18 protein-coding genes and 1 pseudogene are annotated in these 22,929 nt (G+C 39.4%); 9 read left to right on the top strand and 10 right to left on the bottom strand.

Features of this window, described 5'->3' with window-relative positions; all coding sequences use genetic code 11:
- Nucleotides 1-1,052, bottom strand: a pseudogene (locus tag ABJF57_RS14740) (hypothetical protein); the annotation flags it as partial.
- Between the two features lie 151 nt (nucleotides 1,053-1,203).
- Here ABJF57_RS14740 and ABJF57_RS14735 point away from each other — a divergent pair.
- From ABJF57_RS14735 to ABJF57_RS14720, 4 genes are all read left to right on the top strand, one after another.
- On the top strand, nucleotides 1,204-1,827 hold the full coding sequence (locus ABJF57_RS14735; RefSeq protein ID WP_462230414.1) for a ribosome maturation factor RimP: 624 nt from the start codon (nucleotides 1,204-1,206) through the stop codon (nucleotides 1,825-1,827).
- A 1-nt stretch (nucleotide 1,828) separates the two neighbouring features.
- A complete protein-coding gene (nusA, locus tag ABJF57_RS14730) occupies nucleotides 1,829-3,070 on the top strand; it encodes a transcription termination factor NusA (RefSeq protein ID WP_462230412.1) in 1,242 nt (413 codons plus the stop codon).
- Nucleotides 3,071-3,090: 20 nt separating this feature from the next.
- A complete protein-coding gene (infB, locus tag ABJF57_RS14725; protein ID WP_462230410.1) occupies nucleotides 3,091-5,838 on the top strand; it encodes a translation initiation factor IF-2 in 2,748 nt (915 codons plus the stop codon).
- 164 nt (nucleotides 5,839-6,002) lie between these two features.
- Nucleotides 6,003-6,359, top strand: a complete 357-nt coding sequence (locus ABJF57_RS14720) for a hypothetical protein (RefSeq protein ID WP_462230408.1) — start codon at nucleotides 6,003-6,005, stop codon at nucleotides 6,357-6,359.
- Here ABJF57_RS14720 and ABJF57_RS14715 read toward each other — a convergent pair.
- From ABJF57_RS14715 to ABJF57_RS14705, 3 genes are all read right to left on the bottom strand, one after another.
- The gene (locus tag ABJF57_RS14715; protein ID WP_462230406.1) at nucleotides 6,356-7,087 is read right to left on the bottom strand and encodes a 1-(5-phosphoribosyl)-5-[(5-phosphoribosylamino)methylideneamino]imidazole-4-carboxamide isomerase; all 732 of its coding nucleotides are present in this window, start codon (nucleotides 7,085-7,087) and stop codon (nucleotides 6,356-6,358) included. The genes ABJF57_RS14720 and ABJF57_RS14715 overlap by 4 nt on opposite strands.
- 73 nt (nucleotides 7,088-7,160) lie before the next feature.
- The gene (locus ABJF57_RS14710) at nucleotides 7,161-7,853 is read right to left on the bottom strand and encodes a response regulator transcription factor (protein ID WP_462230404.1); all 693 of its coding nucleotides are present in this window, start codon (nucleotides 7,851-7,853) and stop codon (nucleotides 7,161-7,163) included.
- Entirely contained in the window at nucleotides 7,843-9,447 is a 1,605-nt protein-coding gene (locus ABJF57_RS14705; RefSeq protein ID WP_462230402.1) for a sensor histidine kinase, read from the bottom strand. The genes ABJF57_RS14710 and ABJF57_RS14705 overlap by 11 nt, the downstream gene beginning before the upstream one ends.
- Nucleotides 9,448-9,585: 138 nt before the next feature.
- On the opposite strand from ABJF57_RS14705, the gene ABJF57_RS14700 reads away from it, so the two are divergent.
- Nucleotides 9,586-10,437, top strand: a complete 852-nt coding sequence (locus tag ABJF57_RS14700) for a T9SS type A sorting domain-containing protein (RefSeq protein ID WP_462230400.1) — start codon at nucleotides 9,586-9,588, stop codon at nucleotides 10,435-10,437.
- A gap of 58 nt (nucleotides 10,438-10,495) precedes the next feature.
- On the opposite strand, the gene ABJF57_RS14695 is transcribed toward ABJF57_RS14700, so the two are convergent.
- On the bottom strand, nucleotides 10,496-11,182 hold the full coding sequence (locus ABJF57_RS14695; protein WP_462230398.1) for a response regulator transcription factor: 687 nt from the start codon (nucleotides 11,180-11,182) through the stop codon (nucleotides 10,496-10,498).
- Nucleotides 11,175-12,410, bottom strand: a complete 1,236-nt coding sequence (locus ABJF57_RS14690; RefSeq protein ID WP_462230396.1) for a sensor histidine kinase — start codon at nucleotides 12,408-12,410, stop codon at nucleotides 11,175-11,177. Before ABJF57_RS14690 ends, ABJF57_RS14695 begins: the two co-directional genes overlap by 8 nt.
- 142 nt (nucleotides 12,411-12,552) lie before the next feature.
- Between ABJF57_RS14690 and ABJF57_RS14685 the strand changes: the two genes are divergently transcribed.
- Entirely contained in the window at nucleotides 12,553-12,918 is a 366-nt protein-coding gene (locus tag ABJF57_RS14685) for a DUF1573 domain-containing protein (protein ID WP_462230394.1), read from the top strand.
- 45 nt (nucleotides 12,919-12,963) lie between these two features.
- On the opposite strand, the gene ABJF57_RS14680 is transcribed toward ABJF57_RS14685, so the two are convergent.
- Nucleotides 12,964-16,548 carry a BamA/TamA family outer membrane protein gene (locus ABJF57_RS14680; protein WP_462230392.1) on the bottom strand — a complete coding sequence of 1,195 codons (3,585 nt, stop codon included), beginning with the start codon at nucleotides 16,546-16,548 and terminating at the stop codon, nucleotides 12,964-12,966.
- A gap of 3 nt (nucleotides 16,549-16,551) precedes the next feature.
- Nucleotides 16,552-17,469 carry an SdiA-regulated domain-containing protein gene (locus ABJF57_RS14675; protein WP_462230390.1) on the bottom strand — a complete coding sequence of 306 codons (918 nt, stop codon included), beginning with the start codon at nucleotides 17,467-17,469 and terminating at the stop codon, nucleotides 16,552-16,554.
- A gap of 76 nt (nucleotides 17,470-17,545) precedes the next feature.
- Here ABJF57_RS14675 and ABJF57_RS14670 point away from each other — a divergent pair, with 76 nt between their 5' ends.
- Together ABJF57_RS14670 and ABJF57_RS14665 are read left to right on the top strand one after the other, a co-directional pair.
- A complete protein-coding gene (locus ABJF57_RS14670; protein ID WP_462230388.1) occupies nucleotides 17,546-18,163 on the top strand; it encodes an HD domain-containing protein in 618 nt (205 codons plus the stop codon).
- Nucleotides 18,142-18,765: a Pycsar system effector family protein gene (locus ABJF57_RS14665; RefSeq protein WP_462230386.1), complete on the top strand. Its 624-nt coding sequence runs from the start codon at nucleotides 18,142-18,144 to the stop codon at nucleotides 18,763-18,765. The genes ABJF57_RS14670 and ABJF57_RS14665 overlap by 22 nt, the downstream gene beginning before the upstream one ends.
- Here ABJF57_RS14665 and ppk1 read toward each other — a convergent pair.
- A complete protein-coding gene (gene ppk1, locus ABJF57_RS14660) occupies nucleotides 18,753-20,735 on the bottom strand; it encodes a polyphosphate kinase 1 (RefSeq protein ID WP_462230384.1) in 1,983 nt (660 codons plus the stop codon). The two genes, ABJF57_RS14665 and ppk1, sit on opposite strands and share 13 nt — an antisense overlap.
- Before the next feature lies 1 nt (nucleotide 20,736).
- Nucleotides 20,737-21,996 carry an adenylate/guanylate cyclase domain-containing protein gene (locus tag ABJF57_RS14655; RefSeq protein WP_462230382.1) on the bottom strand — a complete coding sequence of 420 codons (1,260 nt, stop codon included), beginning with the start codon at nucleotides 21,994-21,996 and terminating at the stop codon, nucleotides 20,737-20,739.
- Between the two features lie 102 nt (nucleotides 21,997-22,098).
- Between ABJF57_RS14655 and ABJF57_RS14650 the strand changes: the two genes are divergently transcribed.
- Nucleotides 22,099-22,926: a GNAT family N-acetyltransferase gene (locus tag ABJF57_RS14650; protein ID WP_462230380.1), complete on the top strand. Its 828-nt coding sequence runs from the start codon at nucleotides 22,099-22,101 to the stop codon at nucleotides 22,924-22,926.
- Nucleotides 22,927-22,929 lie beyond the last annotated feature (3 nt).

The following is a 22,929-nucleotide window of genomic DNA, read 5'->3' as shown; positions in this document are numbered from 1 at the left end:
ACTGCATTGTCAGCCAGCTTGGCGTTTGTTACCGCATCAGCTGCGAGTTCATCGGTGTTGACAGAAGCTGTACCAAGGTCATCGGTGGTTAGTGAGTTGTCAAGTACTTCATCTGAAGCTACTGCCCCAGTAGCGATTTCGTTGGCGGTGACAGCATCCGAATTTATTTGAATGTCAGCCGTGGAGCCATTGTTTATGATTGTGACATCACCACTAGCAGGCAACCCTTGAGCTACCCCAGCATTATCCCCAACATATACATTATTTGTGGCAAGCGCAGAAGAGGTGAATTCAGATCTATCAGTCCACACTACTTGACCACTTGTGTCAATAGTTAAAACTTTATTTGTGTTTCCATCTGAGTCTATTTTGGAAATAGTAATTGTACCGTCAGCAATATCTTGATTAAGAATGGAAAGATTGGCAATATGTTCGGATGTGATAAGTATAGGAGTTTCGATAATACCTATAACCCTTCCTTTTGAATCCGTTGTTAGTTGCAAGACGGTAAATTGATTTCCGTAGGTTCCTGGAGTAATCCCAACATCTTCCAGTTTTTCACCTGTAACTGCCTCATTTGCTATTTTATTAGTGGTTACCGCTCCGTTGTTAATTTTTCCAGTTGTTACACTATTGTCTTGAAGTTTTGAGGTTGAAATCGCAAAATCCCCAATGCGATCTTCAACAACAGCTCCAAGCTTAATAGTAGGGTTAGGGTAATTGCCTGTCAGATCCCCACCTGCAGCAGTTACATTTAAAACCCCTAATCCAGCTCTCCAATTCCCATTATCCCAGTAATAAAAAAGGTTAAGGTCAGTGTCGAATACCATTAAGCCATCTTCAAGTGAACCGAATGAGGAACTCATTGAAGTTCTTTGAAAAGTGGTTACTCTTGGAACCAAGAACCCTTGATTTGAATTAGGTGATACCAGTTCCAAAACAGCGTTTGAATTAGGACTATTGGTATTAATACCTACTGAATTATCCTGGGCATGTACATACGTACAGGTTAGGACGAATGCAGAGATTGCTACGCTCTTTAAATATTTCATAATATGGGGATTTGAATAGCTTAGGTTGACCGATAAAAATCGATCTTCTTTGGTTTTAAAATGGTTAAAAAAATAGGGCGGTAAGACTACTTAAATAACTGGTCGTAAAAATTAGGCTAACCATGGGTAATTTCCAAAAAATCAGATGGTTATGGAATCAACTTTAGATGAATGGCTTATTTTCTTTTTTGAAATTTTGTCAAAACATGAAAATGTAGTTTTTCTAGTCAAAAAAGTGGATTTGACATTTATGTTTTCTACCTTTGTATTTAGTTACAGTTTAGAACACCGAAAGAGGGGACACAAGTCCCCTCTTTTTATTCAAGGAATTGTGGAAGAGAAGAGAATAAAAGACCTAGCTGAAAAGTTTATTAAAGGCTATGATGATCTGTTCTTGGTTGACGTAAAGTTGAAGGGGAATTCAGGGAATCAAAAGGCACTGATTTTTGTGGATGGAGACAATGGAGTTTCAATTGATCAATGCAGTCAGATAAGTAGACAATTAGGTGCAGAAATAGAAGAAGAGGACTTTATGCCAGGAAAATATACGTTGGAAGTATCTTCACCTGGCCTTGATTTTCCTATCATACTTCATCGTCAGTATGTCAAGAATGTTGGAAGAAGTCTGGAAGTTGAGACGAATGATGGAGTGAAGGTCGAAGGAGAATTAGTGGTAGTAAATAATGAAGCAATAGAGTTGAAGCAAAAAGGTGAAAGCAAGTTGCTAAAATTTGAAGAAATAAAACAATCAAAAGTTAAAGTATCATTCAAGTAAGATGGAAGCGTCAGTATTAATTGATTCGTTTGCGGACTTTGCCAGAGGCAAAAACATTGACCGCCCAACAATGATCAGGATTCTGGAAGATGTATTCAGAACGATGATTCGTAAAAAATACGAGACCGATGACAACTTCGATATTGTAATAAATGCTGACAATGGAGATCTTGAAATCTGGAGGTTTAGAGAAATTGTTGATGATAATTCAGAAGACATTTGGGATCATGATAAAATCAGCTTTTCTGATGCCAGAAAAATTGAGCCGGATTTTGAGATTGGGGAAGAAGTTGCAGAAGAAATCAAATTAGAAGATTTTGGAAGAAGAGCAGTTATGACTGCACGACAAACACTCATTCAAAAAATCAAAGATTTAGAAAAAGACATTCTCTTTCAGAAGTATAAGGATTTAGTTGGCGAAATCATTCAAGGTGAAGTATATCAGGTACTTGGACGAGAAGTTTTGCTAACTGACGGTGATGGAAATGAACTTACTATTCCTAAGAATGAGCAGATTCCAAAAGATCGTTACAGAAAAGGGGATGCGGTAAGAGCAATTGTGCATAGAGCTGAGATGGTTAATGGAAATCCTAAGATCATTCTATCCAGGACTTCTCCGGTTTTTCTAGAGAGATTATTTGAAGCGGAAGTTCCTGAAGTTTATGACGGGCTGATTACCATGAAAAATGTGGTAAGAGAGCCAGGAGAAAGAGCAAAAGTAGCAGTGGAATCTTATGATGATCGCATAGATCCTGTCGGAGCATGCGTGGGAATGAAGGGATCCAGAATTCATTCAATTGTTCGTGAGCTTCAAAATGAGAATATTGATGTGATCAATTTCACAGATAATTTGGAGCTTTATTTAGCTAGAGCTCTAAGTCCTGCGAAGATCACTAGTATGAAAATAAGTGAAGAGAAAGATCGGGTTTCTGTATATCTAAAACCTGATCAGGTATCTTTGGCAATCGGGAAAGGCGGTCAAAACATCAAGTTGGCTAGTAAATTAGTGGGTATGGAGATAGATGTATTCCGTGAGCTTGACGCAAGCTCAGAGGAAGATGTTGATCTTGATGAATTTACTGATGAACTGGAAGATTGGGTGATTGATGAAGTCAAGCGCGTAGGTTTAGACACTGCTAAAAGTGTTCTGAAGCTTAGCATCGACGATTTGGTAAGAAGAACAGATTTAGAAGAAGAAACAGTCCAAGAGCTAATTCGAGTTCTGAGCCAGGAATTCGAATAAACTAATTTTGAGAGGTTTATATGGCAGAATACAGATTAAGTCAAGTAGCTAGAAAGCTAAACGTAGGTAAAAATACAATCCTGGATTTCTTGAAGGAGAAAGGGCATGAGGTAGACTCAAACCCTAACTCTAAGATTCCACAGGATCAGTATGATATGCTTGCTCGAGAGTTTGCTGACTCAGCTCATGACAAAGAAGAAGCATCTGAATTGACCATCGGTGGAAAAACCGATAATATGGTCATAAATGCAGAAAAAGTATCTGCTGAGGAGAAAAAAGAGGATGAAAGAATCCTTATTAAGGATAACGTTGGAGCAGAAGCCGAGCCTGAAAAAATCTCTGCCAGAACTAAACTCGATGGCCCGAAGGTTGTCGGAAAGATTGATCTGGAGAAGAAGAAGACCGAGGAACCGGTAAAAGTTGAAGAAGAAGTAAAAGAAGAGCCAAAAGTAGTCGAAGAGGTAGAGGAGGAGGAAGTAGTAGCTAAGGAAGAGGAAGAGGCTCCGAAAGAAGAGCAAAAGGCTGATTCTCCTAAAGCGGATGAACCTAAAGAAGAGAAGGAGCCAGCAAAAACCGAAGAGAAGGAGGCACCAAAAGAGGAAGAGAAAGCACCTGTAAACGAAGTAATTAAGGCAAAAGCCGATTCTCTGAGAGGTTTGAAGGTTCTGGATAAAATTGAACTACCTAAGGACAAACCTAAGCCAGTAGCATCTTCAGATTCAAATCAAGACAGAAAGAAGAGGCCACGAAAGAGAATACAATCTGCTGGTGGCCCTCCACAGCGAAGTGGCGGTGGAAGCGGTGGCGGAGGCCGAAACGATCGTGGCAGAAGCACTTCAGGAAGAAAAACGGAAGAACTTTCTGACAAAGAAATTCAGGATAAAATCAAAGCTACTCTGGCTAAACTTAGTGGAGGAAGTGGAAAAAGTGGATCTCAACGATCTAAGTACAGAAAGGACAAAAGATCAGCTAAGGCTGAAGCAGAGGAAGAAAGACAACTTCTGGCTGAGGAGGAATCTAAAACGCTGAAGGTAACAGAATATATCTCTGCGAGTGATTTAGCTTCATTGATGGATGTTACGGCAAATGATGTTATTTCAGCTTGTATGTCTTTAGGCATGTTTGTTTCTATTAACCAAAGACTAGATGCTGAGACAATAACTGTTATTGCTGATGAGTTTGGCTTTGAGGTTGATTTTGCTGAGGCTAAGGAAGAAACTGACATAATTGAGGAAGAGGATGATGAGAAAACGCTAACTGATCGCGCACCTATTGTGACCATCATGGGGCACGTAGATCATGGTAAAACATCATTGTTAGATTATATAAGAGATTCCAAGGTGACTGAAGGAGAAGCTGGAGGAATTACTCAACATATTGGAGCATATGATGTAATGACGGAGAGTGGTAAACGCGTAGCCTTCTTGGATACACCTGGTCACGAGGCATTTACAGCCATGCGGGCAAGAGGAGCAAAGATTACCGATGTGGCAATTATTGTGGTTGCCGCTGATGATTCGGTGATGCCCCAAACTAAAGAAGCAATTAACCACGCCCAAGTGGCTGGTGTTCCTATAGTCATTGCCATTAACAAAGTAGATAAGCCCAATGCCAATCCAGAAAAGATAAAAGAAGATCTGTCTAAGATCAATATTCTAGTGGAAGATTGGGGTGGAAAATATCAATGCCAGCACGTTTCCGCTAAAACAGGAGAGGGCATTGATGAGCTTCTAGATAAAGTTCTTCTGGAAGCTGAATTACTGGAATTAAAAGCCAATCCTAACAAAGCAGCAACTGGATCTGTGGTTGAAGCATCTCTTGATAAAGGCCGCGGGTACGTTTCTACAATAATGGTGCAAGCTGGAACCTTACAAGTAGGCGATGTGCTGCTTGCCGGACGGTATTTTGGTAAGGTAAAAGCGATGTTTGATCATAGAGGTCACAAGCTGGAAAAAGCGGGCCCGTCCACACCGGTTTTGATGCTTGGACTGGATGGTGCTCCTCAAGCAGGGGATAAGTTCAATGTAATGACAAGCGATCGTGAAGCAAGGGAAATTGCCAACAAGAGGGAGCAGATTTTACGTGAACAAAGTATAAGAACTAAGAAACACATTACGCTTGATGAAATAGGAAGACGTCTTGCAATCGGAAACTTTAAAGAGCTTAATGTAATCGTAAAAGGAGATGTGGATGGATCCATTGAAGCACTTGCTGATTCACTTCTGAAACTCTCTACAGAGGAAGTCCAAGTAAATATTCTACACAAGGCTGTTGGTCAAATTTCCGAATCTGATGTTTTACTAGCTTCGGCTTCTGATGCGGTTATTGTTGGTTTCCAAGTGCGTCCGTCTGGAAGTGCCAGGAAAATTGCTGAAACTGAGGAGATCGAGATTAGGTTGTACTCAATCATTTATGATGCGATTAACGATGTGAAGGATGCAATGGAAGGAATGCTTGAGCCTACAAGCGAGGAAGTTATTACAGGGAATATTGAGGTTCGGGATGTATTTAAAATCTCTAAGGTTGGTACAGTTGCCGGATGCTATGTTACAGACGGAATTGTCAAGAGATCAAATAAAATACGACTTGTCAGAGATGGAATTGTAGTAAATACAGGCGAAATCAATCAGCTGAAGCGTTTCAAAGAAGATGTGTCCGAGGTGAAAAATGGATACGAATGTGGATTAAGCATTAAAAACTTCAATGACATTAAAGTTGGAGATATCATCGAAGGCTTTGAAGTGAAAGAAGTGAAGCGAACGCTTTAGAAATTCACTTACGATATAATAAGTCCACCCATCCAGGTGGACTTTATTTTTACCCTCTTTCGTAATACTATTTCTAGGAATATTTCAATTGTACCGTTAAGTTTTGCAAAAAACTTAAACCTTCCATCAATTATTTCGTTACTTTGGGGGCTAAGGTGAAAATCTTGAGAAGACAATTAAAAATATTATCGGTAATAGCTTTGATCTTTGGAGCTAATGTTGGCCTTGCAAAAGCCAACAATATTGAGATACAGATCTCTTTTCAAGAGCAGGATCAAGAGCAAGAAGGCAGAAGAAAATCAAATCAGACAATGATGCAGCCTGATTCGGACATGCCTTCTGAGTCTGATGGTGAAGATTTGAATGAAGATGGAGATTCAGAGTCTTCTGTATCCATTCCAACATCAATTTATGAACCCATCGAAATTGCAGATTCTGTCAAAGAAGAATCGGTGAGTAAGTATAATTTTATCTTCTACTTTCTATACAAATTCAAATACGACGCTGAAGAAGCTCCTTAGGCTGTTGTGACAGACTGATAATTGTCTAAATCTTTCAGTGAAATTATTCCTTCGTAAAAAGCTTTGCCAAAGATCACGCCGTAAAGACCGATATCTTTCAATCTTTTAATATCATCCATTCCGCGCACACCACCGCTTGCAAAAATAGATAGGTCTGGAAATTCTGCCAGCAGTTTTTTGTAAAGGTCAAAAGAAGGTCCTTCCATTGCACCATCTTTCGATATATCCGTTGTTTTAAGATATTTAAGTCCTCTATCGTAGAAGAAAGCGATGTGCTCAAACAAGTCTTTGGATGTGGCTTTTTGCCAACCTCGTATTCTGATTTTTCCTTTCAAACTATCAGCAGCAAGGGCTACCTTTTCTCGTCCATAGGACATCAGCCAGTTTGCAAATTGATCCTTATTCGAAACAGCTATTGAAGCAGCAGTAATGCTTTCTGCCCCATATTCAAACGCTTTAAGCACGTCACCATCTGTGTGTTGTCCTCCCGTAAAGTTGATTTTAAGATCAGTATAGGCAGAAATCATGTGAAGTATATCGTAATTGACTGAGGTGCCTTTTCTTGCACCGTCTAGGTCGATTAAGTGAATTCTGGAAATGCCATGATCTTCAAACTGCTTCGCGACATCAATAGGTGTATCATCATACACTTTTTCCTTGGAGTAATCTCCTTGAGTAAGGCGAATGGTTCTGCCTTCAATAACGGATATTGACGGTACGAGTAGCATATTAAAATTTTTAGAAAGGTTCTTACTGGGAACTGCTTCATTCTAAAGATAAACAATCTCGGCTACAATTTGGCTAATTCACTTCCACTAATTTGAATCCCTCCCCATGGATTGTTAATATTTTGAGACTAGGCTCATCTAGCAGATATTTTCTGATTTTGGCAATGTAGACGTCCATGCTTCTAGCATTGAAGTAACTATCGTCTTTCCATATTTTTTTCAATGCGACACTTCTTTCTACGGTCATATTCACATTCTCAAAAAAGATTTTTAGTAACTCATTTTCCTTTGTGGTCAGGTTTATTTCCCGTGTTGGGGTAATCATTTTATTCTCCTGATAGTAATAGGTAAGATTAGCTATTTGAAAGGGGTTTGGGAATGGCTCTTCTTCACCCTTTTTGACCGATCGCTTTAGTATTGCCTGAATTCTAAGTAAAAGCTCCTCCATGCTGAAGGGTTTAGTCATATAGTCGTCCGCTCCAATCGTGAACCCTTTGATGATGTCCTGCTTCATTGATTTGGCTGTGAGGAAAATGATGGGTGTTTCATCGTCGGTACTTCTGATTTCCTTAGCTAGCGTGAAACCATCTTTCTTAGGCATCATTAAATCTAAGATACATAAGTCATAGGCATCTTTTCTAAACGCAATGCCTCCTTCTTCTCCATCTCGCATAAGAGTGGTTTCATAGCCTTTCAAGCCGAGATATTCGCTTAGAATTTCTCCAAGATTTGGATCATCTTCAACGATGAGTAATTTAGGTTTCATGCGCTAGTGGTAATGTGATTGAAAATTTGCTTCCCTTTCCAGGTTCGCTATCGACATGGATACTTCCTCCGTGTGCCTCTACAATTCTTTGCACATAGGCTAAGCCAAGTCCAAAGCCTTTTACGTTGTGAAGATCTCCTGTGGAAACACGATAAAATTTTTCAAAAATATGTTTCTGCTGCTCGCGAGACATACCTATCCCTTTGTCATGAATAGAGATGATAAAGTCTTCATCATCTGCTGCTGTTCGTAAGGTGATATTTGGAGTATCAGTTGAATATTTGTTGGCATTATCCAATAGATTTAATATGATATTCGTTAGATGTAGTTCGTCACCTTGAACCCTATCTTTTTCTGCCTTTTCTATCACATTGATCCTGCCTCCTCTCTGCTCCACCTGAATGGCAATGTGGTCTGCGGCATTTTTGACCATATCGCTCATGTGTAATATTTCTTGTTTAAGGTTGTAGTCATTGCGATCAATGGCAGCAATTTGAAGGACTTTCTCTACCTGATCCCCTAGCCTCTTGTTTTCTTCGCCGATGACCTTAATGTATTTTGTCCTCAGTGTACTTTGCTCAATGTCTTTATCATTCAAGGCCTCGACGGCCAACGATACGGTCGATATTGGCGTTTTGAGTTCATGTGTCATATTGTTGATGAAATCATTTTTCATTTCCGACAATTTTTTTTGACGCACAATTGTGCGAATGCTGTACCCAAAACAGAAAAGAATGACAAGAACTAAGAAACCTGAACTGACCATTGCCGACCATACTTTGCCCATGAGATATCCTTGTTTCCCTGGGAAATCTATGATAAGCATGCTGTCATTTTCATAAATATCGTTTGGAAACAAAGCTGCTCGCAGTTCACTTTGCTCAAGATCATTCCGAATTTTATTACTTGTTAGTAGTAGAAATCGATCTTGATTTGGCTGCATCACGCCATATTCGAAATCAATGTCAATGCCTTTTCTTATGAGTTCATGTCTGAGTAAAGAGTCCAGTTGACGAGGATTGAACCTTGATGCAATGGATCGATTGGGCCCCATTAAGTCATTCACAACATCAAACGTGAGTTCATATTTTCTTGAGACTCTAGCCAACTTATTTTCGAGCTGCTCAATTCTAACATCTCTTTCTTCGAGCATTTGCTCCATAGATGAGCCTGGTGGTGGTGGAGTTTCTTCAAAAAAGAAATTTTCTGCTACGCTAGAAAAATTGACAACAAACTCAAACCCGCCTTCATTGACAGTGTCTGCGAATATGAAAATTTGCTGATTGCCTCTCTGCTGAATGCTAACATTGGCATTTGTTTCCGAAATATTCTGTTTGTGAATTCTTTCCAGAAGGCGTCTTTGATCAGCTTCGTCAACGCGTCTATTTAAATAATTGAATTTTTGCAGAGCGGCATAGGTTTCTTGTTTTTCCAGCTTGCTTGCTACCGAATTAAGCGCGTCCAAAACATCTTTTCTGAATCGCTCTTCATTGGCTGCCACCAATGAGTCAATCCAGTAAAGCTGAAAGGCTATGAGACACATCATAGCAAGTCCCATCAGGCTAATTATCCATCTTAAGGTCTTTCGCTGCATGCCTCAAAAATACGACTAAGATGCGTCTACAGTTCCAGTTTAACCATTTTTAACAAGGATTAACGACTGATTAACAGTGAGATAGAAACGCAGTTCGTACTTTCGATTAGCAATTTGCAAAACCAAAACTCAAAACTTATGAAAGCAAAAAAAACAATATTGACCCTGATGCTGATCGCATTGGTGGGGACTTTAGCAGTGTCCCAGACAAAGGACGAAGGGAAAATCGTAATTGAAATCACAAAAGATGTGAATGGGGAGAAGAAGACGTTTAAAGGGGAGTATAATAGTACAGAAGAGATGCATGCGGATCCGGCATATAAAGAGTTTGCTGGAGAGGAAAGTGGATTCAACTTCTGGCTCGACAATGATGATGAAGGACCCAATGTGTTTTTACGGTTACATCAGCTTGGAGAGCATACTGGATCAGCTTTTAAGTTTTTTCACGATGATGAAGAGGACGACGATGATGGAAAGCATAGTTTCTTCTTCAAGCATTTTGATGGGGATTCTACAGAGAACTTTTTTGATCTCAACTTAGATGGAACGGATATGGAGGAGTATAAAGAGAAGATGAAGGAGCTTGGAATAGAATTGGAAGTGCTAATGAACAAACTACATGAAGATAGTGACGACAGAAGTATCAGCGTTATCACTTTTAAGAGCATAAAGATTACTGATGTTGAAAATGAGTTTGGCAAAAAAGGGAAGGTAGATGAGAGTAATGTTCTTGAACTTGAGGATCTTGTGTTTTATCCCAACCCTTCACCAAATGGACGATTTAAGGTTAAATTCAATGTTCCTGAGGAAGGAGAGTTGAGTATAAAAGTTTCAAACCTCGAAGGCAAAGAAGTTTTTAGCAGATACTTTGAGCGCTTTGGCGGTACATACTCGGAAATGATTGATTTGTCCGGACAGAAAGAAGGTATTTACCTTTTGGAAATCGAGCAAGGAAAGAAGAGACTAACAAAGAAAATTGTGATCAATTGATCTTAATAATAATGCGAATGCCGATCATACAAGATCGGTATTTTCATTTTAGTTGTGGCTAATTTGAAATAATCAAGCTGAATCCAACTCCATGATGATTTCGAATTTCGAGCTGGGTATCTTTCTTGAGATACTTTCTAAGCCGAGTAATGAAAACGTCCAAACTTCGTCCTTTGAAATAATCATTTTCGCCCCAGATATTCTCTAAGATTGTCTCTCGTTTGATGAGTTCATTTGGATGCAACACCAGCAAATTGAGGAGGTTTCCTTCCATTTGAGTAAGTGTTTGTTGATGATTTCCGAAGGAATAGATGAGGTTTTTTAGATCGAAGGTGGATTGGCCAAATTCGACTATTTTGGCAGAAGAAAGTTGCTGAGGAACGGAATTTCTTCTAAGAAAAACTGCTATTCTATAGTTAAGTTCTTTCATTGAAAAAGGCTTGGTCATATAGTCATCACCACCAATTTCAAAACCTGAAAGCCGATCTTCTTCTTGTGATTTTGCAGTTAAAAAAATGATAGGGATGAAGTCATTCTTGCTTCGAATCTTTGTTGCCAACTCAAACCCATCCATTTTTGGCATCATCACATCCAGCACACAGATTTCAAAATCATTTTTTTCGAATGAGTCAAAGGCATTCTCTCCATCCTTGCTCCAGGTCACTGTATGGCCAAGGCTTTCAAGGTTATCTTGAACCATAAAACCAAGGTTTTCATCATCTTCAGCAAGTAATATGTTAGCCATTGGGAAATTCAATTTTAAAAGTGCTTCCTTCATTTAACTTTGAGTCGACACTTATTTTTCCTTTGAGTTTTTTTACCGCAGAGTTTACAATCTGTAGACCAAGTCCAAAGCCTTTTTGATTGTGTTGGTTTTGGGTGTCCGGTATCCTATAAAACTTATTGAATATCTTTTTTTGATACTTTTCAGCAATGCCTTGGCCATTGTCTGATATTGAAAGGGATGTCTTTTTTTCAGCATGCTCGATAGTGAAATCTATTTTTTTGCCACCGTACTTAATTGCATTGTCAACAAGATTTCTAATGATGTTCTCAAGCAATTTTTCGTTTGAAAGGATAGTGATGGTGTCTTTGCAGGAGATGTTCCAGCTTATCATTTGTGCAGCATATTCGTTTTTAAGTTGGGTAACCATTGCTGTTAAAAAATCAAACAAGTTTACAGGTTTCATCTTAACAGTTTGTCGAGAGTCTAGCAATGATGAATGTAGAATGTCTTCTACGTTCTTTTGAAGCCTAGATACTTCTGCCTGAATGATTTCAAGGTATTTGTTGCTCTTATTGTCAGAACGGTTGATAAGTGTTGAAGATGCTAGAGAAAGCGTCGCAAGCGGAGTTTTTAGCTCATGACTGACATTATTGATGAAGTCTTTTTGCACTTCACTCAATCGCTTTTGACGAAGGATAACAAACAAAGCATATCCGAAAAACACAATGACAACAAGCGTAATTAGCGTGGTGAATTTCCAAAGGTCAAATCCTGCTAAAAGATTTTTGGATTTTTCCGGGAAGTAAACACCGAAATAGTACTCTTCATTTTCCAATACAGGAATTACGTCTACTCTTTTTTCATCTCCCAGATTCACATTTTCGGCATACACCATCTGATCATTGGTACAGTCATACACGCCGTATTCAAAGTCTTGAGAAATAGACTTTTTCTTGATTTCGGCAGATATCAAATATTCCAAATTGGCTAAATCAATTCGATCATTGGTACGGACAATGAAGTAATTTCCGCTTACCTGCTCAATTGGGTTCACCGTTGGAAAATCTTTGCCGTTTGCCTCACACAATGATTCTACTACGTTTCTTAGGGCGACCTGCACGTTGTGATTGAACACCTGATCTTGTTGTTCAATGGCTCGATTAAGCCAAAAGACCTGGGTGCCAATGATGCCGACCAATGTAAAAATGGCAAGCACAATTAAAACACGAATGTGCGCACTTTTCATGTATCAATGCTTTACTCAAAAGTAAGAGGTTAAATGTTGCAAATGGCTTGTTTAACAACTCATTAACAATCATTATGAGCTCATTAACACCTCTTTGACTATAGGTCATACACATTTGGACCGAATCAAAATTATAGATGAAATGAAAAAAGCAACATTTATTATGATGCTGGGAATTACAGTAGCTGTAGTTGCCGGGATAGCTCCTCTTAAATGGAAAACCACTTCCATAGACCTAGGGCAGGTAGAGAAAAATGAGATAAAGAGTCTTTCGTTTGAGTTTACCAATATGACAGAAACTCCTATTAGAATTTTGGAAGCAAAAGGTTCTTGTGGATGTACGAATGTGAAGTTTCCTAACGGGGAGATTAAAGCTGGTGAAACAGCTTCAATTACGGCGGACTTTAGATCAGGCAGACCAGGGTCTTTCAAAAAGAATATTCGAATTAAGACGTCTACCTCTGATGAGTACACTTACCTTCATTTTAAAGGGGAAGTGTTGGAATGAATTTGTCTATCCCCTTGCTCTTTGTAAGGGGATAGACATTTCTTTTTAGAAGAAAAAAGTCATAGCAAATGTTGGTAGATTTTCATCCTCTCCAAATGCGTAGTTGAGGTTGAGAACTAAGGTGTTGAGCGGGCTTACCCAGATTCCAAGTCCTTTTCCTGCATGCCATTCTTGTGAGTTTTCACCGTCTACCCAAACACGTCCAATGTCGTGGAAGGCAAGCAAGCCGAACTGACCCGGGAAAATATAGCTTCGGAAGGAAGCAATCTTCAATCTTAGATCGAGGTTATGATAGAAAGAAGTTTGCCCGTAGAATCTAGTTCTTCGGTAGCCTCTTAAGTTTGATCGGCCCCCTAGGATGTTGGCGTTGAAAAAATCGAAATTATCAGAAGTGATATGAGCCACCCCAAGCCGATTCCCAATGACTAATCGAGAGGGGAGCTTAGCGGTTAGGAAAAAGGACCATTCTGCACTTAAGCGGGTAGTGTTTTCTGAAATATCAGTGATTGCTTCCAGGTGTTCTATCTCAGCCTTGGCTGTCATGCCTGCTTTTGGCAAAATCTTGCTGTCTCGTGAGTCAAAAGAAATTCCTGTTAGAAAACGGAAGTATTGATTGGCTTCAAAATCTGATGCATCTGTTGACTGATCTGAGATAAAGCGGTTGGCCGTGTTTTCTACTTGAAGAGATTTGTAGCCTCCTCCAAAGTAGAATTTAGCTTTAGCTCCAACATTTCTGGAAAGTCCTGCATCCAATTCGAGGCGATCCATTCGCACACGGTAGTAGTCAATAGGATCGTCATCTGGAGCTACGAATTGATCCATGAGAAATTGAGTCTCGTTGCCTAGTCCAAAAAAGTTATGAACGAAGAATGGTTCTTGCCAGAGCGCCGATGTATAAAGATCCCATTTCCCTAAGACATCAGTATAATCACCCGTGTATTTGAATTGGAATGACCCTGTTGCAAATGCTCCTATAGCCGAGAATGTATGTCTTGCAGCGTAAGGTTCCTTTCTCCATCCATGTTTGGTGTATGCAAATCCCCCACCCAGGAAGATGCCGTCATCAGGGTTAAGTGCTCCAGTGACCACAGGCATGAGGATGTCATACTTGAAGGCTTTTCTATCATATCGATTAATCTCTGGGTTGTCACTTAACTTGAGGCTGCCCTTTGAGTTTCCTTCTACTTGCGTGCTCTTGAGTCTGTCATACACTTTTACTTTGGTTAGTTTTTCATCTCCATTTCCGTTGATGATGCGGTCTTTGTCTGTTCCGCCTATGACTCTTACCTTGATTTTGGATTTCCCTTTTATTTCAAAAATATCTTCTCCATCCAATCCATATAATCTGATTTCTTTTGTTTCATCTGATTTAAAAATTCGCTCGTACATGAGATGCTTGAGTTCTCCATCTTTTTTTCTTTTCCGCACAGAGACTTTTGTTTCGGTTTCTGAGAGATGTTCCACGGTGAAGTATTCATGTTTGTCTGACCCTATTACTTCTACTTCTTTTGAAAGGAATAGGTAAAGCTCTCTTGCGTATGACTCCATGTTTTGCCTTCGGGCTTTCAGTCCAGTTCTAATACGCTCTCCTGTCAATTGTTCGATTTGATCCGGCCATGATGCTACCGCATTGTCAATGATTTCATCTGTCAAGTTTTGCTGCAGGAAGTTCATTTGCTCAAGCCAATCATTCCAATCTGGTTCGTTCATGAATGTGCGATCAAAAAAACGAGCATTCTGGCTGATTCCGGGAGCCCAGTCTACTTTTTCATCAAATCCTTCAATCTTGGGTATGGCCCACTTCCGTGCCGCAATTGTGGGTATTATTCCTTGATTCATGAAGAATGCTTGATCACGATCTCTAGGGATTGGGCGGTACTTTTTGCCATTTTCTTCATCGAATTCAGCCCAACGCCACTGATCATCGTGCCGATCCCAATCACCTAGCCACATATCAAATAGGCGGTTTCGAACGACGAAATTTTGGTCAACGGTATTGTCATTGTCTGACTTCAATTTTTCAATGACGGCCAAGGTTCCCTCAACATCATCGGCACCACCAAAATGTGCATCTTTTGCGGCTTCTCCGTTTGCTCTTTCTTCATAAAGCGCAAGTGTGCCTGCAAACGTATTTTGAAATTGACCGAGTCGTTGGTCATTTGGAATAAAAACAGGCTTTGGGTTAGAATGATAGATGCTTGCGGCTTCCGCGAGTGGAGGAATAATGAAGGCAGCATAAGGATGCGATGAGGAAATTTGATCCTCTACAATATCTTGAGCAAATGTTTTTTGTAATGCTGGTGGTATTGCATTTTCGGGATACTTTTCAATAGATCTAAGCACATATTGTCTGCCATCTTCAGCTTCCAACCTCAGGGATTTTGTTTGCATTCCCCCTCCTTTTTTCAATACTTTTAGTCCCCCTTTTTCTTTTCCAATGTCGAGAACATCTACCTCAACTGGTGTATTCCAAACGTCTCTATAGTTTTTTCCTAACCAGCGGTATTTGCCCCTGCTGCCTTCATACTTTCGACTTGCAACAACGCTAATTGTACTGTCAGAAAAGTCAACCTCAGGAATTTCTTGGAGTAGCTCTTTCAGCTCTTTTTTGTAGATATCTTTTTCAAAAAGCTTTCCTCCATCAATTCCCCAATATTCCACTGATGCGTTTCCACTTTCTTCAAGATTAAGGATGGCAAATCCTTTCTCTTTTTTAGCGAACAGACTGCTTTTACCCTTTTTTACATGCGTGACTTTCGAGCCAGATCCACTCACAATGAAGTGATGCCCTTCCTTCTGGATAAATTGCAGCGAATGTTCGTGACCAGCTGCATATACTACATTTTCAGCTTCGTTCATGGCCGCCAGAATTTGATTCATGATGGCTCGATACTTTGGATGCGTGTTATCTTGAATGTTGCCAATTACTTTACGAAAGAGCGGCTGAATACTTCCCAGGATAGGCAGAGGTACTAATTGCTCTTTGAGACTAAAGTTTCCGTTATGCTCACCGTAGGTATACATGGGATGATGAGCCGCAATAACAATGTGCTTGCCAGCATTTCGCTCAATGATTGACTTAAGATCTTCGAGAGATTCAATAGTTGATTTATTGCTGCAGTCACTTTCCTCATCAGGTTTGTCCCAACTGTGAAGGAAGTATTGTGTATTTAGAAGTATTAAAGTCGATTGATCACTCATTGGTATTTCATAGGGTCCTGGACAGCCACCTGTAGGTAGAAATACGTCTTCTCCATTAAAGTACGTCTTAATGAATTTTTCCATCTCCAAGGCTCGTTCCCAACCGTAATTGCGACCCTGAGCCCAGTCATGATTCCCTGGAATAATGAAGGCCTTGCCCGGAAACGATCTCATAATCTCTAACTGCGGTATCAGCTTATTCTCCAGTTCTTCTCTTTGCGCATCTTCCTTTCCAGGCAATCCTTTTGGGTAAAGGTTGTCTCCGAGAAAAATGAGAAAATCTTCGGATGAAGCGTCTTGTACTTTTTGTTTTAGCAGAGTCAGATTTTTGTCCGGATTTTTGGGTTCTCCAGCATCTCCAATCAAATAGACTTTTTGAGCAAAAGAAGCAACTGGTAGTAGTATTAATAGGATGAGTAGTTTTCTCATACGTTATGATTTTTTTATTTCAAATTTGAGAACATAGCCTCGATCTCCCTCTCCCTCACTACTGATGTACATGTCTCCTGATGGAGAAAAGCAAAGCCCTTCTGGTTGTCCCAACACCCGAGGGGATATCGGATATGTTGCTTGTATTTGACCTAATTTGTCAACCACAATTAACATTTTCCCAACCGAAGAAAGAATGTAATAATGGCCAGATATTGGATGTGTTGCAATTGCGGAAGGTTTGAACTTAATGCGATTTTTTTCATACTCATAGTCGCGATTTTGCTCCCAAAAGGTTGTTAGTTCATCTGGTCCGATGGTGAAAATGGGTTCTCTGTTAAGCTTCATTTTATGGGCATCTACCGCATAAAAAGCCCTTCCCTTTATCTTTTCACCTCCAATCTTGCCATCTTCCTTGCAAGCGATGATGAGTTGATTGGTTTCTAAATCATAGCCCAACCCCTCGGTATCGTTTTTACTACCTAGGTCATTTTCAAATTTGGAAGCGTCGGATTGTTTTTGCTGGCTAAATGGAAATCTAAATAAATCACCATCGCTTTTGAGAACAAAGATGGTATCATCCATGATCTCAACTCCTTCATAGTCGCCCGATTTATAAAAACTGATGGAATGAACAATGTTCTGTTTATCGAAATCATACTGAAACACTTTGCCAGATTCATCATCCACGGCCAATATTGAATTCGGTTCTTTGAACGATAAGCCTGATATTTCTTCCAATACATAGGGCATGAAATACTTCTTGTCGGGTTTTTTCAAATTGTACTTGATCGAGATGTTGTCAGTAACCAGGAAAAGACTGTCTGCACGCTGACCGAAACTGCTGCTAGTGCAGCCGTGGCTAAAAAAAATAATAAGAATGAACAATAAAAGGGGAGCTATGTTCTTTATGAAATGCATAGGTTGGTCTAAAATGTCAACGTTACAACACTAAATTGCTTAATTTTTGTTCTATTTTGTGTAGGATTACGAAAGAATGATGATTTCAAGTTCAATTATCGGGGAGGTAAAGGACCATGCGATCAAGGTGCTATCGAAGCAGCTTCCTGATAACATGACCTACCACTCTATCAATCATACCATTGATGTGGTGGCCTCTGCGGAAGAAATAGCAGAGAAGCAAAACCTTTCTGAGGATGATATTGAGGTGGTACAGATAGCTGCATGGTTTCACGATCTTGGTTATACCAAAGGTTGCGAGCATCACGAGAAAGATGGAGCCGACATGGCCAGAGATTTTTTGCAGTCGAAGGATTTTCCTAAAGAAAAAATTGAAAAAGTGATAGGCTGTATCATGGCTACTCAGATGCCACAAAGCCCTCAAAATAATTTGGAGAAGATTCTTTGTGATGCTGACCTCATGCATTTAGCAGATGAAGACTATTTTACAAAAGCGGATCTTTTGCATAAGGAAATTGAAACAACCAAGTTGTGTAAAATTTCGGAAAACGAATGGCTTCAAATGAATCAGGAATTTCTGGATCAACATTGTTTTTTCACAGATTACGCGAAAAAAAACTACGAGTCAGCAGTTAAGGAAAATTTAAAGAAGGTTAGAGACCGCCTTAAATCATGGAAGAAATCGAAAAAGTAGAGGAACTTGAAGAGAAGGTTACCAAGCTTAAGGAGAAAGTAAAGAAAGCAAAAGAGCTTACTCCTACTCGGGGAATTGAGACCATGTTTCGGACCACTTCCAAAAATCACATGGAACTGAGTGCCATTGCGGATAACAAGGCTAACATCATGATCTCCATTAACTCCATCATTTTGTCTGTCATGGTGTCTGTGTTGATCAGAAAATTGGAAGAATACCCCCACATGACCGTTCCAGCAGTTCTACTTACACTGGTGTGTTTGACCACTATTGTTTTTGCAGTATTAGCTACAAGACCAAATGTGACGAAGGGTAAATTTGAGCATGAAGATATCATCAATAAGAAAGCCAATCTTCTTTTCTTTGGAAACTTTCATAGAATGAAGCTCGAAGACTATCAATGGGGAATGAAAGAGATGCTAAAAGACGCAGATTATCTCTATGGAAGTATGATCAAAGACATTTACTTTTTGGGAGCGGTGCTAGGGAAAAAGTATCGACTTTTACGAATGAGCTACACCATTTTTATGTTTGGATTCGTGTTGTCCATTCTCGGATTTATTTTTGCCGAACTGTTCTTTAAGTCGCCTTATCCGTACTGATCCTTCAAATAATTGAAGGTATCCACTTGGGCTCTTACTTTCTTCTGGGAGTTCGGACGTTGATTCTCCAACGTATCTGATAGCCACACACCTTTCACATCATCTTGCCACTGAAACTTCAAAATTGTTAATATCTCCTGTTTCATTCGATCTTCCAATACCGGAAAGCACACTTCAATTCTTCTGTGCAAGTTTCTGTTCATCCAGTCAGATGAACCCAAAAAGATTTCTTGTGACCCATCGTTATGGAAATAGAAAACCCGTCCATGTTCCAGATAGCGATCAACGATGCGCTTTACCTGGAGTTGTTTGTTTGGAATGAGACAACAGATACTTCTTATGATCAGCTTTACATCAACTCCTTTGTTTGCAGCTTCGTACAGCTTCTGAATAAGTCTAGGTTCCTGAAGATTGTTGATTTTTATAATAATTCGAGCTTCTTTGCCTTCTTCTGCATGACTTATTTCTCTATCTATCTTAGCAATAAATGCTTCTATCGCACCAAATTGAGAGACAATTAAATGTTTAAATGGCGGTGGTGTATACTTGGTGAGCAAGTGCTGAAAAACCTCTGATAGCTCTCTGGTCATGTTTGGATCAGTAGATAGCAATCCATGGTCGCAGTAAATTTCAGATGTTTTTTCATTGAGATTCCCAGTACCAAAAAATCCATACATGATGTCGTTTTTCTTTACCAGAGCTACTTTGGCATGGACTTTCAGCCCCGGTAGACTGTAGATAATCTTGACACCAGCAACGCGCATTTTTCGAGCCCAGATCAAGTTGTTTTCCTCGTCAAACCTTGCCTTTACTTCCATGAAAACGGAAACTTTTTTTCCGTTTTTAGCTGCGCTAATCAGTGCTTCGGCAATGATGGAATCTTTTGCCATGCGGTAAAACGTCACATTGATTTCCTCTACCTCAGGATCGGTGGCTGCTTCATTAAAAAATTGAAGAACATAGTCATACGATTGATAAGGAAAGTGCAAGAGGCGATCCTGTATTTCTATGCTTTGAAAGATTGATCTGCTTGCTTCTAGCGCTGGCACAGAAACGGGCGAGTTGTTTGGATAAGTAAGCCCCTCATCCTTTATGTTAATCTGAAAAAAATCATTGAGATTATGATACCGGCCTCCTTTAATCATGTCTTCTGGAGCCAGACCAAGCTTTTCTGTCAATTTTGAAATAAACTTTGTGTTCATTTCACTATCAAATAGAAATCGAGAAGGGATACCTAGATTTCTTTTTTGAATTTGCTTCTCGATTTTCCTTACGAGATTTCCTTCAAATTCATCATCAATTTGAAGATCGGAGTCTTTATTTAGCTTGATAGCGTGTGCGGATTCAACTTCATTCTTGGGGAAAAGTATATCGAAATGAAGTCGTATAGCATCATCTAGAAAAACATAGTAGGTCTTGCCTCCCTCTGTATAAGATGAAAATCTGCTCAAGTGTTGAGTTGGGATATTGACGACAAATGAACGTCCATTCCTCAATTGAATGGCTAAATATATTGCCTGATTATCCAGAAATAGTGGTTCATTTTTAAGAATTTCGATCGGTCTTAAATACGCTAACACTTTGGTTTTGAAGTAGTGCAGGAGTTGAGGATTTAGCGAATCAGGTATATCATCCGTATGCATACAAATGACGTATTCTTTTTCTCTAAATGCATCAATGATATTTTTCAGCGCTGCCCCATATTCATTCAATTGAACATTTACTTCTGAGTGAATATCTTCAAGGAGAGTCTTAGCGTTAAAATCAATTCGTTTGTTGATCTTCTTTTTATCAATTTCTTTGATGCTTCGGATATTGGCCACCCGAACCCTAAAAAACTCATCTAAATTGGAAGAATAAATTGCGATAAATCGTAGCCTCTCTAAGAGAGGAACCTCCGTATCCATTGCTTCCATTAGAACTCTGTAGTTAAATGACAACCAACTTAAGTCTCGATCAAACAACTTCACGTTATGCTAATTTTATTATTTCCATTTCTTGGTCAATGCCTTTTAGTTTCACGTCACCTAGCGAGCTGCCCCCTTTGGCAAGGTGCTTCACCTCATTATAGAAATGGGAAGATACCAACCAGGAGCAATTATATTCTTTGGTAAGCTGCTCCAAACGCGCGGCAGTAATCACAGGTATTCCTGAAATAGAGAATTGTTGACGTGTACTGTTCCCAATATTTCCAGCAATGATTTCTCCATTGTGAATTCCGATCCCAACTTTGATATCTTCGTTCCATTCAGATTTGTTCATTTGACTAATTCTCGAAAGAATATCGCGTGCTGCATTGAATGCACTCTCGGGAGCGTCTCCTTCTTCGGAGGCAAATGAAGCCATCAGTCCATCTCCCATTAGTTGATTGATCATTCCTTCGTTTTTGTGGATGCAATCCATGATGGGACCAAAAAATCGATTTTGGAACGCATTCACATCTTCAGGCGATAGACTTTGCACGCGTTGAGTAAAATTTCGAATATCAAGAAAGAGAACTGAAGCTTTAATTTTAAAGCTGGCCCCCCCTGCTTCTGTAAGTGCTTGTACCACTTCTTTGGATACCTGCTGACTAAATAAGGATTCCATTTGATCTCTTTCTTCCTGGGTTTGAATGGCTACAGTTAGCCTTTTATTAAGTTCTTTAGCTACAAGTCCAGCACATGTCCCAGCCAAAAGAAACATGACTGCTTTTGTGTAATATACAATGGAGGGGAGCATTGTTGAAGTATCGTATGTGTCGAATGTCCAAAATATAACAATTCCATAAAGCGTAGCTATTAAAGCCCCATTCAGAAAACTTATCCAAAAATTCAAGTACAAAGCGGAAACGATGATAATAGGGACAAAAACAAATATCAATGGTGAATCCAGGAAGATGCCGCTTCCTTCCCACTTTATGATAAAAAAGAGCCAAATGAAAGGGACAACCGAGTCTGAAATGACTGAATAGTATTTATACCAGTTTGGAAGGGGTTTTTCACAGTCAGCGATTTTACCAACCATCCACCTTGATACGAAAAGGATGACAATAAATGCAGCCGAAGTATATACACCAAGTTTTATGCTCCGATCATCTATAAATGTCTCAGAAATGGTCGTAGGAAAGAAAACCATGTTTATCAAAAGAAGAAGCAACCCGATAAACAGTATTCCAATAAAAATCTCCAACCTTCTCTTTTCTGTTTTTACGATCTCCAGATCAATACATTCTTCTAAGTCGCGTTGCATAATGATTTTTTCCTTTTGATCAGATAAACGTAATTTTATTAATACCCAAGTTATAAGATAAAATAGGTAGAGGTTAGTTCCTCGATATTGAGTTAATTCTTTATGGAAATACGTCTGTTAGCGAAAGAGGATATTGATTCATTGTATAGGACCTTTAAAGCCGCCTTCACCGATAATGAAGTGGTTTTTCAGCCAAGTATTGAAGAGTTTAGTCATCGTCTTTACAAAAAGCTTCATTTCGACAGAGATATCTCCGCGGCAAGTCATGATGGGGATGAAATGATGGGATTTATTTTACATAGCTCAGGGATTTATCAAGGGATCCCAACAGCCTATAATGGAGGCACAGGTGTACTCCCGGGATTTCGTAATCAAAAAACTGCGGAACGCATTTATGATTTTTTGATACCGAGAATTCAACAAAAATTCTTAGCAAGGATTCTTTTGGAAGTAGTAGAGACAAATAAGCAAGCCATTTCCTTGTATGAAAAAATAGGATTTTCTGTCCGAAGAAAATTTAGGTGCTATAAACTGACCGGGAGTTTTGAGTCTTTTGCAGAGGTGAAAGTAATGGAAGGATCATTGGAAGACGTGAATTTTAACTTCACCGATTTTGAACCTTCTTTTATTGATAGCTCAGAGCAATTAAAAAGGGGGAGTGAGAAAATTTTGATTTCGAAAAAAGATAAGGAAGTAACTGGCTATGTGATTTTCCAATCACATTTGGGTAGAATCTCACAATTAGCAGTTGACCGGATGCATAGGCAAACAGGTGTGGGAGAGGCGCTTCTGTCTAAGGCTCAGTTTTTTTCGCAAAAACCACTTAGTATTATGAATATTCCTGAGGATGAGTCTGGATTCGACTCTTTCCTAAAAAGATGTGGATTTCAAAATCAAGTCAATCAATATGAGATGGAATTGATAATTTAGGTG

Origin of the sequence: Ekhidna sp. (assembly GCF_039940915.1) — a bacterium.
Classification (GTDB): Bacteria; Bacteroidota; Bacteroidia; order Cytophagales; family Cyclobacteriaceae; genus Ekhidna.
The sequence above is the reverse complement of the archived record's forward strand: the minus strand, read 5'-3'. Positions and strand labels throughout refer to the sequence as shown.

What these genes read in the sequence shown, in the direction of transcription:
- ABJF57_RS14735 (WP_462230414.1), top strand. Translation starts at nt 1,204, where the DNA reads ATGGAATCAACTTTAGATGAATGGCTTATTTTCTTTTTTGAAATTTTG.
- nusA (WP_462230412.1), top strand. Translation starts at nt 1,829, where the DNA reads ATGGAAGCGTCAGTATTAATTGATTCGTTTGCGGACTTTGCCAGAGGC.
- infB (WP_462230410.1), top strand. Translation starts at nt 3,091, where the DNA reads ATGGCAGAATACAGATTAAGTCAAGTAGCTAGAAAGCTAAACGTAGGT.
- ABJF57_RS14715 (WP_462230406.1), bottom strand. Translation starts at nt 7,087, where the DNA reads ATGCTACTCGTACCGTCAATATCCGTTATTGAAGGCAGAACCATTCGC.
- ABJF57_RS14710 (WP_462230404.1), bottom strand. Translation starts at nt 7,853, where the DNA reads ATGAAACCTAAATTACTCATCGTTGAAGATGATCCAAATCTTGGAGAA.
- ABJF57_RS14705 (WP_462230402.1), bottom strand. Translation starts at nt 9,447, where the DNA reads ATGCAGCGAAAGACCTTAAGATGGATAATTAGCCTGATGGGACTTGCT.
- ABJF57_RS14700 (WP_462230400.1), top strand. Translation starts at nt 9,586, where the DNA reads ATGAAAGCAAAAAAAACAATATTGACCCTGATGCTGATCGCATTGGTG.
- ABJF57_RS14695 (WP_462230398.1), bottom strand. Translation starts at nt 11,182, where the DNA reads ATGGCTAACATATTACTTGCTGAAGATGATGAAAACCTTGGTTTTATG.
- ABJF57_RS14690 (WP_462230396.1), bottom strand. Translation starts at nt 12,410, where the DNA reads ATGAAAAGTGCGCACATTCGTGTTTTAATTGTGCTTGCCATTTTTACA.
- ABJF57_RS14685 (WP_462230394.1), top strand. Translation starts at nt 12,553, where the DNA reads ATGAAAAAAGCAACATTTATTATGATGCTGGGAATTACAGTAGCTGTA.
- ABJF57_RS14680 (WP_462230392.1), bottom strand. Translation starts at nt 16,548, where the DNA reads ATGAGAAAACTACTCATCCTATTAATACTACTACCAGTTGCTTCTTTT.
- ABJF57_RS14675 (WP_462230390.1), bottom strand. Translation starts at nt 17,469, where the DNA reads ATGCATTTCATAAAGAACATAGCTCCCCTTTTATTGTTCATTCTTATT.
- ABJF57_RS14670 (WP_462230388.1), top strand. Translation starts at nt 17,546, where the DNA reads ATGATGATTTCAAGTTCAATTATCGGGGAGGTAAAGGACCATGCGATC.
- ABJF57_RS14665 (WP_462230386.1), top strand. Translation starts at nt 18,142, where the DNA reads ATGGAAGAAATCGAAAAAGTAGAGGAACTTGAAGAGAAGGTTACCAAG.
- ABJF57_RS14655 (WP_462230382.1), bottom strand. Translation starts at nt 21,996, where the DNA reads ATGCAACGCGACTTAGAAGAATGTATTGATCTGGAGATCGTAAAAACA.
- ABJF57_RS14650 (WP_462230380.1), top strand. Translation starts at nt 22,099, where the DNA reads ATGGAAATACGTCTGTTAGCGAAAGAGGATATTGATTCATTGTATAGG.